The organism is Micromonospora parva, assembly GCF_000718515.1.
GTDB classification, from domain to species: Bacteria; Actinomycetota; Actinomycetes; order Mycobacteriales; family Micromonosporaceae; genus Micromonospora; species Micromonospora parva.
This window is the reverse complement of record NZ_JNZS01000011.1, coordinates 102,054-114,177: the sequence shown is the minus strand read 5'-3', so window position 1 is coordinate 114,177 and position 12,124 is coordinate 102,054. Positions and strand designations below refer to the sequence as shown.

10 protein-coding genes are annotated in these 12,124 nt (G+C 72.1%); 5 read left to right on the top strand and 5 right to left on the bottom strand.

The genetic code is table 11. The annotated features are described in order from the left end of the window. Positions 1-31: 31 nt before the first annotated feature. The 4 genes from mce (at position 32) to IF22_RS0117380 (ending at position 6,149) form a co-directional block, all read left to right on the top strand. Entirely contained in the window at positions 32-505 is a 474-nt protein-coding gene (mce, locus tag IF22_RS0117395; RefSeq protein WP_030333235.1) for a methylmalonyl-CoA epimerase, read from the top strand. Between the two features lie 465 nt (positions 506-970). Next, positions 971-2,326 (top strand): crotonyl-CoA carboxylase/reductase, encoded by a 1,356-nt coding sequence (gene ccrA, locus IF22_RS0117390; RefSeq protein ID WP_030333233.1) that lies wholly within the window; start codon positions 971-973, stop codon positions 2,324-2,326. 277 nt (positions 2,327-2,603) lie between these two features. After that, a complete protein-coding gene (locus IF22_RS0117385; protein ID WP_030333231.1) occupies positions 2,604-3,866 on the top strand; it encodes a DivIVA domain-containing protein in 1,263 nt (420 codons plus the stop codon). A gap of 177 nt (positions 3,867-4,043) precedes the next feature. Beyond that, positions 4,044-6,149 carry a coiled-coil domain-containing protein gene (locus tag IF22_RS0117380; RefSeq protein ID WP_030333229.1) on the top strand — a complete coding sequence of 702 codons (2,106 nt, stop codon included), beginning with the start codon at positions 4,044-4,046 and terminating at the stop codon, positions 6,147-6,149. 66 nt (positions 6,150-6,215) lie between these two features. Here IF22_RS0117380 and IF22_RS0117375 read toward each other — a convergent pair whose 3' ends face one another. Beyond that, positions 6,216-7,190, bottom strand: coding sequence for an endonuclease domain-containing protein (locus IF22_RS0117375; RefSeq protein ID WP_036411705.1), 975 nt, complete (start codon positions 7,188-7,190; stop codon positions 6,216-6,218). 614 nt (positions 7,191-7,804) lie between these two features. Between IF22_RS0117375 and IF22_RS0117365 the strand changes: the two genes are divergently transcribed. Beyond that, entirely contained in the window at positions 7,805-8,884 is a 1,080-nt protein-coding gene (locus tag IF22_RS0117365) for an AI-2E family transporter (RefSeq protein ID WP_030333225.1), read from the top strand. 289 nt (positions 8,885-9,173) lie between these two features. Here IF22_RS0117365 and IF22_RS0117355 read toward each other — a convergent pair whose 3' ends face one another. The 4 genes from IF22_RS0117355 to IF22_RS0117340 all read right to left on the bottom strand — a co-directional run bounded on the left by IF22_RS0117355 (position 9,174) and on the right by IF22_RS0117340 (position 12,112). Continuing rightward, on the bottom strand, positions 9,174-9,983 hold the full coding sequence (locus IF22_RS0117355; RefSeq protein ID WP_030333223.1) for an alpha/beta hydrolase: 810 nt from the start codon (positions 9,981-9,983) through the stop codon (positions 9,174-9,176). 221 nt (positions 9,984-10,204) lie between these two features. Beyond that, entirely contained in the window at positions 10,205-10,528 is a 324-nt protein-coding gene (locus IF22_RS0117350) for a hypothetical protein (protein WP_244236068.1), read from the bottom strand. A 43-nt stretch (positions 10,529-10,571) separates the two neighbouring features. Continuing rightward, complete coding sequence (locus tag IF22_RS0117345; protein ID WP_030333219.1) at positions 10,572-11,621, bottom strand: hypothetical protein; 1,050 nt, start codon at positions 11,619-11,621, stop codon at positions 10,572-10,574. After that, entirely contained in the window at positions 11,618-12,112 is a 495-nt protein-coding gene (locus tag IF22_RS0117340; protein WP_030333215.1) for a SigE family RNA polymerase sigma factor, read from the bottom strand. Before IF22_RS0117340 ends, IF22_RS0117345 begins: the two co-directional genes overlap by 4 nt. Positions 12,113-12,124: the final 12 nt, after the last annotated feature.

Here is a 12,124-nt window from a genome sequence, read left to right as displayed (position 1 = left end):
GCCTTAACGATTGTTCGGCCAGACTAGCGCCATGGCAGAGAACTCCCCCGTCGAGCCCGGTGCGGACTACGTCACAGACATCGGGCTTCGCAAGATTGACCACGTCGGGATAGCCGTGGCCGACCTGGACGCCGCGATCGACTTCTACCAGCGGACGTTCGGGATGCGCTGCGTACACGTGGAGACCAACGCCGAGCAGGGCGTCCGGGAAGCGATGCTGGCCGTCGGGCCGACCACCGAGGGCGGCTGCGTGCAGTTGCTCGCCCCGCTCACCCCGGAGTCGACGATCGCGAAGTTCCTGGACCGCAACGGGCCGGGCGTGCAGCAGGTCGCGTACACCGTGGTGGACATCGACGCGGCCTGCGCGGCACTGCGCGAGCGCGGCATGCGGCTTCTCTACGACGCCCCGAGGCGCGGCACTGCGGACAGCCGGATCAACTTCGTCCACCCGAAGGACGCCGGCGGCGTCCTCGTCGAACTGGTCGAGCCCGCCGCAGCCCACTAGCCCTGCGCCCCGCCCCGCCCCCTGCCACCCCGCGCCGCACTGCTGCGCACCACGTGCGACACGGCGACACCGCACGCCATGATCGCGCTGCAACAGGGATCTAGTGGTCTCCCACCGCCGTGACACCACTACATCAAGGATCGAGCACGATCTTGACGAGTCGGCGGGCCGGGGGGCGGGCGCGGGCCGGGGCGGGCGCGGGTCGGGGCGGGGCGGGCTGGGGATCGCGGGGGCTGCGCGCGCACGTCAGTGCGCGGTTGGCGGGGTGGCCGGACACCTTCACGCATCGGTGGATGCAGTTTTTCACAGAGGACTTCCCGGCCTAGCTACCGTTCAGTAACGTCCGGCCCCACAGGAGCGCGACCGGTGCCGGATGTGTCGAATGCCGACATGGCGGTCGTGCCCACCGGCGCCGACGATGGCAGCACCCGGGCCCGTGCGGGTGCGGACGAACCGGAGGTCACCGTGCAGGACATCCTCGAAGCGATCATGGCGGCGGAGGAATCGAACGATCCGGACCGCGAACTCGCCGGCGTCGCCGGACTGCCCGTACCGGAGAGCTACCGGGGCGTGGTCGTCCGCGCCGAGGAAGCCCGGATGTTCGACGGCATGGCCACCCGGGACAAGGACCCGCGCAAGGCACTGCACGTGCAGGAGGTGCCGACACCGCAGCTGGCGCCGGGTGAGGCGCTGATCGCGGTGATGGCCAGCGCGATCAACTACAACACGGTGTGGACAAGCATCTTCGAGCCGGTGTCCACCTTCAGGTTCCTGGAGCGCTACGGCCGGGTCTCCGAGCTGACCCGCCGGCACGACCTGCCGTACCACGTGGTCGGCTCGGACGCGGCCGGCGTGGTGCTGCGCACCGGCCCCGGGGTGACCCGCTGGGCGCCCGGCGACGAGGTGGTCGCGCACTGCCTCTCCGTCGAGCTGGAGGACGCGGCCGGCCACGACGACACCATGCTCGACCCGCAGCAGCGGATCTGGGGCTTCGAGACCAACTTCGGCGGGCTCGCCGAGCTGGCCATCGTCAAGGCCAACCAGCTGATGCCCAAGCCACGGCACCTGAGCTGGGAGGAGGCGGCCAGCCCCGGGCTGGTCAACTCCACCGCGTACCGGCAGCTCGTCTCGCACCACGGCGCCAACATGAAACAGGGCGACGTGGTGCTGATCTGGGGCGCCTCCGGCGGCCTCGGCGGGTACGCCACGCAGATGGCGCTCAACGGCGGCGCGATCCCGGTCTGCGTGGTGTCCTCACCGGAGAAGGCCGAGCTGTGCCGCCGGATGGGCGCGGATCTCGTCATCGACCGGGCCGCTGAGGGCTTCCGCTTCTGGAAGGACGAGGAGACCCAGGACCCGGACGAGTGGCGGCGCTTCGGCGAGCGGATCCGCGAGCTGACCGGCGGCGAGGACCCGGACATCGTGTTCGAGCACCCGGGACGGGAGACGTTCGGCGCCAGCGTCTACGTGGCCCGACGCGGTGGGACCATCGTCACCTGCGCCTCCACGAGCGGCTTCCAGCACCAGTACGACAACCGCTACCTGTGGATGCACCTCAAGCGGATCGTCGGCAGCCACTTCGCCAACTACCACGAGGCGTGGCAGGCCAACCGCCTGGTGGCGCTCGGCAAGGTGCACCCGACGGTGTCCCGCACCTACCCGTTGGAGCAGACCGGCCAGGCCGCGTACGAGGTGCACCGCAACGCCCACCAGGGCAAGGTCGGCGTGCGCTGCCTCGCGCCCGCCGACGGGCTGGGCGTACGCGACGGGGAGCTGCGGGCCCGGCACGAGGACGCGATCAACCGGTTCCGCGGTCACTGACCGGCCGGACGGGGGAACGCGGGATGACCATTGCGATGATCGCTCATTGTTCTTCCGCCCTCATTAGCGGATAACCCACCCGGATCGAACAAAGGGCCTCGGGGTAACCCCGGGGCCCTTTTCCGCGTCACGCTGCGTGGCGTCCGACAGGCCGGGACCTGCCAAGATCGCCGATTGGTCCGACCTCGTCGACACCAGGAGTTGACCATGTAAAGAGGGCACGAAAGCTTCCCACCGCTCTTGCGAAGCACCCTGGGGCGTCTGCCAGTATGTCCCAATGCCCCAGCAGCAGTCCTCCCCTCTCGCGTTCTTCGATAACGCGAACTCGCAGCCAGATTTCACCGTTGGCCTGCGCGGATACAACACTCATCAGGTCGACGACTTCCTCGGCCGGATGACCGCCGCGCTGACCCAGTCCGAGCAGGCCCGTGCCGAGGCCGAGCAGCGGATGAACGACGCCCAGCGTCGGCTCCGCCAGGCCGAGCAGCGCATGAGTGCGCTGGAGCAGAAGCTCACCGACACGAACAAGCAGCTCGAAGAGAACAGCCGGCCCACCCTCTCCGGGCTCGGCACCCGCGTCGAGCAGATCCTGCGGCTCGCCGAGGAGCAGGCCAACGACCACCGCAACGAGGCCAAGCGCGAGTCGGAGGGCATCCTCTCCGCCGCCCGCCTCGAGGCCCGCGAGATCACCGACAAGGCCCGCGCCGAGGCCGCTGCCATGAAGGCGAGCGCCGAGCGCGAGGCGGGCAACCTGCGCACGGCCGCCGAGCGTGAGGCCGCCGAGGTCCGGGTGCAGGCCCGCCGCGAGGCTGACACGCTGCGCGCCGACGCCGACCGTGAGACCAAGCAGCTGCGTACCGTCACCGCGCACGAGGTGGCCGAGCTGAAGTCGACTGTCGAGCGGGAGGTCGCGACCCTGCGGGCCACCGCCGAGCGGGAGATCACCCAGCAGCGGGCGAAGGCCGCCCGCGAAGCTGAGGAGAAGCGCGCCGAGGCGACCAAGCTGCTCACCGACGCGCGGGACAAGCGCGACAAGGACCTGCAGGCCCTGGAGCTTCAGCTGGCCGAGCGGCGGGAGAAGGCCGAACGCGAGGAGTCCGAGCGCCACGCCGCCCAGGTCGCGCAGACCCAGAAGATGGTCAGCGAGGCCGAGCAGCGGGCCCGGGCCGCGCAGGAGCGGGCCAAGGAGATCGAGCAGCGCGCCGAGGCGCGGCGGATCGAGTCGGAGCGCAACGCCGCCGAGACGATCGACAAGGCCAAGGCCCACTCGGAGAAGACCCTCAACGAGGCGAAGGCCGAGTCGCAGCGTCTGCTCACCGAGGCTCGCACCGAGGCGGAGCTGACCACGCAGGCCGCCCGCCGCGAGGTCGAGGACCTCACCCGGCAGAAGGACGCTGTCACCTCTCAGCTGGGTCAGATGCTCTCCGGGCTCGCCGGCATCGTTCCGGGAATGCCGGCGCAGGCCGCTCCGGCTGCCAAGCCGGACGCCAAGAAGAACGACGACGGTCAGGAGCGGGTGCCCGCGGAGACCGCCGGCTGACGCGAGGCGTCAGGTCGGGGCATCGACGGCGCGAGGTGACACCGGGTAACCGGTGCCACCTCGCGCCGTATGCGTTTCCCTACCCGTGGTATCCGTCAGCCGCGACGGAGTGAAGTAGCTCCCACAAGGCCCGTCCGTATCGCCCCAGCAGGGCCCGTTGCGTGTGAGGATGGGGGCATGTCGCACGGCGAGGAACTGTTCGCCCTTGGCGGGGACGTGACGACGGAGCCCAGCTTCGAGTCCGCTCTGCGGGGGTACGAGAAGAAACAGGTCGACCGTTATGTCGCGCGTGCTGAGCACGAGATAGCGACCCTCGCCTCCGAACGGGAACAGGCGTACACACAGATCCACAAGCTCGCCGGCCAGGTCGAGGTTCTGCAGCGTGACCTGACCCAGGTGCGCAAGCAGATGAACGTGGTCGACCGGGCGTCGTTCCGCCATCTCGGCCCGCGGGTCGAGTCGATCCTCACTCTCGCCGAGGAGCAGGCCGAGCAGATCCTCGCCGACGCCAATGGGGAGCTCGATGCCCGCCGCGCCGCCGCCGAGCACATCATCGAGGAGGCCCGCGAGCAGGCCGCGCGGGCGCTGAAGGACTTCGAGATCGCTCTCGCCGCCCGACGCGCGGAGGAGGAGCGGCACAGCGCCGCCCGGCGGGCCGAGGCGGAGGAAACCCTGCGGTCGGCCAAGGACGAGTCGGCGCAGTTGCGCAAGGCGGCGCAGGACGCGCTGGCGAAGGCCCAGCAGGAGGCCACCCAGCTGCGGGATTCCGCCAAGGAGATCCACACCCGGGCCCAGCAGGAAGCCACCAAGCTGCGCGAGACGGCCCGCGAGACGCTGGCCAACGCCCGGCAGGAGGCCAGCGATCTGCGCGATGCGGCCAAGGAGGTGCATGCCAAGGCCCTCCAGGAGGCCAAACGGCTCACCGACACCGCGACCGAGGCCGGGCGGGCCACCCACGCCAAGGCGCAGCAGGAGGCCAAGCAGATCATCGACGACGCGTCGATGGCCGGGCGGGCCACCCGCGCCAAGGCGCAGCAGGAGGCCGAGCGGCTGACGACGCAGGCCACCGAGTCGGCGAAGCGCAGCCGCGCCGAGACCGAGGCGTACGTGCAGCGGATGCGCACCGAGACCGAGGCGTACGTGCAGCAGACCCGGGCGCAGACCCAGCAGGAACTGGGCGCGTGGCGGGCCGGGGTGGAACAGGAGGTCAACTCCCGTCGGGAGGCGGCCGACCGGGAGCTGGCGCAGCGACGGTCCGCGGCCGACCAGGAGTTCGCCAAGCGCCGCGACGAGTTGGACAAGCAGCACGCGGCACGCCAGCAGGAGCTGGAAGCCGCGTTCACCAGCCGTCAGCAGGAGCTGGAGCGCGACCTCACCACCCGCCGCGACGAGTTGGAGACGGAGTACTCCACCCGCAAGAACGAGCTGGAGACCGCGTACACCGCCCGCAAGAACGAGATCGAACAGGGTGCGGCCGGCATCCGTCAGGCGGCCGAGCAGGACGCGGCGGCGCTGCGCCAGCGGTCCGAGGCGGAGGCCACCGAGCTGCTGAGCCGGGCCGAGACCGAGGCCGGCGACAAGCGCCGCAAGGCCGACGAGCATGTCGCGGCGTCCCGGCGGCAGTTCGAGGAGTACGCGGCCACCACGCAGCAGCACCTGGCCACCACCCAGCAGCACCTGGCGGCGACGCAGCAGGAGGCGGCGGCGGGCCGGCAGCAGTTGGCCCAGGTGATGCTGGAGATCGCCCAGGCCCAGCAGCAGCTCGCGGATCTGCGGCAGGAGACCTGGAAGGCCCGGCAGGAGTCCGACGAGCTCCAGCGTCAGATGTCCGAGCTGCGGTTGCAGAGTGTCGCCGGCCCGATCGACGGCCCGACCGCACCGGACGCGGCGTCCGACGCGAGCGCGGACCTGTCCGGTGGTGGGGACGACGGCGTGAGCGTTTCCGCCGGCACCGGCGCCCGGTCGGGTCCGGGCGAGTCGGGTACGGGCACCGGGCTGAAGGCAGAGCCCGCCGACACCCGGCAGCCGGTGAACGCGAGTACGGACGAGTCGGGGCAGCCCACGACGCGGCCGGTGGCCGAGCCGGTGACCACCCTGGACGGTGGGACGGCGAGCGCCGGGGTGGACGGGGAGCCGACAGTGGCCGCCGTTCCGGGCGAGGGTGGCCGGGGCGCCAAGCCCACCAAGATCACTAGCACCGGCGAGAACGGCAAGCGACCCAGTAAGCCGACCACCGACGAGCGCAGCGCCAAGCCCAGCAAGGTCACCCTCGACAAGGACTGACCGCCCCATCCAGGCTTCGAGATCTTGGACACTTTCCGTCAGGTGTTGACGGAAAGTGTCCAAGATTCACTTTGCCGTTGGGTGACGCAGCGGTGGGGTGGGGGTCCAGCCGGCCGCTACGAGAGCGCGGCGGACGGTGTCGGCGACCTCGTCCGGGCGGGCACGGACCAGCCAGGCCGGGAAGCGCAGGATCCGGTCGCCGCTGGTCCAGACGTCGTTCTGCCGACGCATGTCCGCCGCCCACTGCCTGGCGTCCATGTGGTGCGCCCCGTCGACCTCCACCTGCACCCGCCACTTCCGCCAGTACGCGTCCAGCCAGCGGTTGCGGCCGGCCGCGTCAACCCGGTGTTCCTGGAGATCGGGTGCGGGCAGCCGGTGCCGGCGGCACAGCCGCAGAAAATCGATCTCGGAGAGCGCCTGTGCGCCGCCCGCGATGTCGCCGACCGTCTGCCCGATCAGGTGCCGGCGCGGCGCCCGGGGCAGCACGTCGAGCACCGCCCGCAACTCCTCGGGCATCACCCGGCGTTGCTGGCAACCGGCGGCCAGCACCGCCTGCGCCTCGTCCATGCCGGCCGCCCAGCCTGCCGCGTCCACCAGGGCCCGCGCCGTCGTGGTACGCGGCGGGCGGGCGAGTTGACGGTGTGATTCGGGCAGCACCGTCGTGCGATGCACCAGCACCGCTGGCATGTCGATCGGCAGGCGACGCAGTGTGGTCCGCGCCGCACGGCGAGCGGCCGGCACCAGCACGTGCAGTGGTTCGCGGCGCAGCCCCCGTACCCCGGCCTCGGCGGCTGCGGTCACCCCGGCCAGCATCGCGCCCGGTCCGGCGGCCAGCACCGCAACCCACAGTTGCTGGTCACGGGTCAGGCGGCCGTTGCCGGTCAGCAGGATCCCCCGGCAGATCGACCGCCATCGGCCGGTGCGAATCCGGCCCCGCACCGCCCCCTCGCTGAGCAGCCCGGCGACCTGCGCGGTGGTCAGCACGCCCGCCTGCTCGAAGGCGAGCCAGTCGAGGGCGTCGGCGTCGTCGGCGGGCAGCATCCGAACAGCCTTCACCGCCGGGACGCCGCCTCACCACCAGATCTTGGACAGTTTCCGTCAGGACGTGACGGAAACTGTCCAAGATCTACGAGCCTGGTCGACGTCCGGGGTGTCGTCGGCCTTTCCGGACCGTTCAATCCGGCCGGGGGCGCTGACGATGGTTGGGTGGGGCACATGGGGCACACCGGATTGACGGTCGCGTGGTCGATGGCGACCATGAGGTGGCTACGCTGCTGGCGCGTGGGGAGATGATCAGAAACGGTGCGGTTGTCCCGCCGCCAGTCGATCGAACTGATAAAGGAAGTCGTGACCTCATGGACCTGACCGGCCCGGTGCTGGTGTTCGCGCCTGCCGCGTGGCGGGCGTTCGTGGTCGTCGCCCGTCGTCCGACGGCCTGAGCCGGGAGGTCCCTGGTGCCACAGCACGACCCGGCTGGCGACGACCCGGACGTGACCGCCGGTCCCCCGCCAGCGCAAACACCGCAGCCGGCGCAAACACCCGAGCCGGCGGAAACACCGCACCCAGCGGAAACTCCGCAGGCAGCGCAAGCACAGCGGGCGGCAAGTCCGCAGCCGGTGCAGACGCCACCGCCGGTGCCGGTTCCCGCCCCGGGGATCGACCCGGACGAGCCGCCCGCGGTCCCGTCCGGAAAGTTCGGCACGCCGGGGCGGCCACTGCGCCGCAGCAGTTTCCTGATCGGTTTCACCGGCGCGCTGGGCGTGCTGCTGGCGTACACCCTCTATCTGGGGATTCGCAATGCCGGCGGCATCCTGGTGCTGGTGGTGATCGCGCTCTTCCTCGCTGTCGGTCTCAACCCGGCGGTGGTCCGGCTGGGCCGCTGGGGTGTGCCGCACGGCCTGGCGGTGGCCGCGGTGGCGTTGACAGTGGTGTTGCTGCTCTGCGGCGGCGTGGTGGCGCTGGTCCCGCCGATCGTCACCCAGTCGGGGCAGTTCATCGATCAGATCCCGAGCCTGCTCGACGAGCTGCGCCGCAACCCGACGGTCAATGACCTGGTGGAGCGGTACGACGTGGTGGAGCGGGTGCAGAACGCCGCCAACGCCCAGACGGTCGGGCGGGCGCTCGGCGGGGTGCTGGGCGGCGCACAACTGATCTTCGGCACGGTGTTCCGGACGCTGACCGTGCTGGTGCTGACGATCTACTTCCTGGCCTATTTCGACCGGTTGCGCTCGCTGGGCTACTCGTTGGTGCCCCGGTCGCGCCGGGAACGGGTGCAGCTGATCGGTGACGAAATTTTGGCAAAGGTCGGCTCCTACATGGTCGGCGCGCTGAGCATCGCGGTGCTGGCCGGCGCGACCACCTTCGTCTTCGCGCTGATCGTCGACCTGCCGTACCCGTTCGCGCTGGCCGTGGTCGTCGCGGTGACCGACCTGATCCCGCAGATCGGCGCCACCCTCGGCGCGGTGATCGTGAGCCTGGTCGGCTTCGCCGCCGACCTGCCCACCGGCATCGCCTGCGCGGTCTTCTTCCTCATCTACCAGCAGGTGGAGAACTACCTCATCTACCCGAAGGTGATGCGGCGCTCGGTGGAGGTCAACGAGGTGGCCGCCCTGCTGGCCGCGCTGCTCGGGGTGTCACTGCTGGGCGTGGTGGGCGCGCTGATCGCCATCCCCACGGTGGCCGCCCTGCAACTGATCCTGCGCGAGGTGGTGCTGCCCCGCCAGCAACGCCGCTGAGGTCGCACCCCGCGCCAGCCCGCCGCGCCCCGCGCTGCCCGCACCGCCCCGTCCCGCGCCGCCCAGGTCCCACGCCGCCCAGGTCCCGCGCCGGCCCGCGCCGCCCCGCCGAGATCGTGCTCGATCCCGGAAGTAGTGGCCTCGCCATCTTCTGATGCCACTACAACCAGGATCGAGCACGATCTCGGTGCGGCCACGCGAGGATGCGCGGGACCGGGACCGGGACCGGGACCGGGACCGGGACCGGGACCGGGACCGGGACCGGGACCGGGACCGGGAGACGTCCGGGTCAGTCGGCCTGACCGGCGGCCGGGCCGGGGACGGGCGTGTCGGCGAAGGCAGCCACCGTACGGTCGGCGTACGCGCTGACGTCGCCGGCCTCCATCGGGCCGTCCCAGGTGGTCGGCAGCGGCACCTCGACGGCCGGGTTGACCCGCCGGACGATCTCATCGAGGACCGTCTCCGCGTCGCCCACCCAGAGGTGCTTGGCACCCGGGACCCCGACCACCTCGGCCTGCGGCACGGCGGCGAACCGCTCCCCCGCCTCGGTGGGGCGCAGGTAGTCGTCGAACTCCGGCACCAGCGCCACCAGCGGCCGACCCGAACTGGCCCAGGTGGCCAGGTCCTCCGGGGCGGAGAAGCGCAGCGGCGGGGAGAGCAGGATCGCCCCGGCGATCGCCGGGTCGCAGCCGTACTTCAGCGCCAGGTCGGTGCCGAACGACCAGCCGACGAGCCAGATGTTGGGCAGTTCGGCGAACTCCGCGTACTCGATGGCGGCGGCCACGTCGTACCGCTCGCCCACCGCGCCGTCGAAGGCTCCCTCGCTGGTGCCGCGCACGCTGCTGGTGCCCCGGGTGTTGAACCGCAGCACCGCCAGGTCGGCCAGCGCGGGCAGCCGCCAGGCCGCCTTGCGGAACACGTGGCTGTCCATCATTCCGCCGTGGGTGGGCAGCGGGTGCAGGCAGACCAGGGTGGCCACCGGCGGCCGGTCGGCCGGCAGGGCCAGCTCACCGACCAGCCGCAGACCGTCGGCGGTGTGCAGCTCGATGTCCTCCCGGCGGCCGGGCAGGATCGACGACGCGCGGATCGCTGTGCTCACCGCCCAAGTCTGTCGCGAAGTCGCCGCCGCCGCCCGCCCAGGCGAGAAGAGGGTGACCCAGGTCGCTCGGGCCGCACGCGCGAGGCCTCCCGGTGGGCCAGCTCAGTAGCGCGGGGTGCCCCGGCCGCGCTGCACCGCCGGGCCGCGCTGCACCGCCGGGCCGCGCTGCACCGCCGGGCCGCGCTGCACCGCCGGGCCGCGCCGGCCCCGGGCCCGCCAGCTCAGTAGCGCGGGGTGCCCCGGCCGCGCTGCACCGCCGGGCCGCGCCGGTCCCGGGCCCGCCAGCAGCCGCTGTGCCAGTGCCGCCGGTCGGTCAGGTCACCCAGGCCGTCCGCCGGCCAGGCCACCAGGTGCGCCACCCCGGGTCGGATCTCCTGGTCACAACCGGGGCAACGGTACGTCTTGACCGACGCGCCGGCGCCGATGCCGCGTACCTGCCAGGCGCCGTCGGTCCATTGCTGCACCGAGGCGACGCCCTGCCGGACCCGGTCGGCGTCCAGGTTGGCGTTCTCGTCCCGGCGAGGGCGATTGCGACGGGGGCTCACAGTCACCAAGCGTACGTCCGGCGGGTGCGGCCGCCCGGGGCGGTCACCAGGTCGTGGGTCGGTCCAGGTGCTCGGCGACCTGCACCCCGCCCAGCACCGTCGCCGCGTCCTCCTCGGTGAAACCCTCGTTCGGCCGGCCCCAACCGGCGGTGACTTGGGCCTTCGGGACGTCGAGCAACTCCATCGTCTCGCCCTGCGGGTCGACGTAGGCCGGCCGCCCGGCCGCCGTCGCGTTGGGTTCCGGGCGGTCACCGACGATGCTGTGCGGGGATCGGAGCCGCACCTCCATCGAGCGGAACCCGCTCCCGTTGACGACCAGCGAGACGTCCAGCGCGGCCGGGAGGTTGGCCACGGTGACCTCGCATCCGGCACTCCACGCCCCGGCCGGCATCGCGGCGAGCCGCATCGGGGCGCTGCACCGGTGCGCCACATCCAGCCGCAGCGCGCTCCTGGCCGCCTGCAGCGCCGCGTCGGTGGGCGCCACCGTGCGCAGGCGGGCGAAGAGGCCGGGCACCGGCTGCCACCGCAGCACCCAGATCGGGTCACTGTCGGCCACGTCCAGGGAGAACCGATTCAACTGACCGTCGTAGGGCGGGTCCGCCGGTTGCGGGACGTACCTGTCGCCCTCCAGGTGGACCTCCTCGGCGACGGCGGCGCTGCGGGCGAGGGAGAAACTGACCGGCGCCGCACCGCCGAGATCCAGTTGGGCGCTCTCCAGGCCGGCCGCCGACCGCCAGCTCAGGTAGCGGGCGTGAGCCGGGTCGACGCCGAAGTGCAGCAGACCGGGGTCCTTTCCGACCAGATCAGGCCGGGTGAGTGCCCCCGGCACCCCGGGGGCCGCCGCCGGCGTGGCCGCCTGGTCTGCCGGTTTCGCCCCCGTCCACGGCACCCGCACGGGCAGCCCACCGCCGCCCGCCACGCCGAGGCCGAGCACGGTCACCACGCCGAGCGCCGTCCCGCCCACCGCGGCCCGTCGCCGCATCCGCCGGGCCCGGCCCCGGGCAACCGCCCCGCTGGTCAACCGGCTGATGTCCACCTGACCCTCGGCGTGCTTCCGCAGGGTGGAGATGATCCGCTCGTCGAGGTCTGTCACGGTCGGCTCCCGTTGCTGGCCGGGGCACCGCAGCGCTCCCGGAGGTTGGCGAGCGCCCGCATCGCGTGGGTACGGACGGTGACCGGCGAGCAGTTCAGGATCTGCGCGATCGTCGCGTCGTCGAGGTCCTCGTAGTAGCGCAGCACCAGGACCGCCCGCTGACGGTCGGGCAGGCCCAGGATCAGCCGCCACATCTCGTCCCGGTCGGCCGCTTCGCCGCCCAGGTCGCCCCGGTGCGCCCGCTCGGCGAAGGTGTCGACGACCAGTTCCCGGCTGGACCGTCGCCTCCACCAGGAGATGTTGGCGTTGACCAGCATCCGGCGCACGTACACGTCCGGACGGTCGGCACGGGCGATCCGGCGCCACTGCACGTACGCCTGGGACAGCACGTCCTGGGCAAGGTCCTCGGCCCGGTGCTCGTCACCGGTCAGCAGCCGGGCGAGCCGGACCAGCGCCGGACCCCGGCTGCTGACGTACTCCTCGAAGGTCACACCCTGCAGACG

Excerpts from the sequence above, each read along its gene's own strand:
- mce (WP_030333235.1), top strand. The coding sequence starts at position 32 with ATGGCAGAGAACTCCCCCGTCGAGCCCGGTGCGGACTACGTCACAGAC.
- IF22_RS0117385 (WP_030333231.1), top strand. The coding sequence starts at position 2,604 with ATGCCCCAGCAGCAGTCCTCCCCTCTCGCGTTCTTCGATAACGCGAAC.
- IF22_RS0117380 (WP_030333229.1), top strand. The coding sequence starts at position 4,044 with ATGTCGCACGGCGAGGAACTGTTCGCCCTTGGCGGGGACGTGACGACG.
- IF22_RS0117375 (WP_036411705.1), bottom strand. The coding sequence starts at position 7,190 with ATGCTGCCCGCCGACGACGCCGACGCCCTCGACTGGCTCGCCTTCGAG.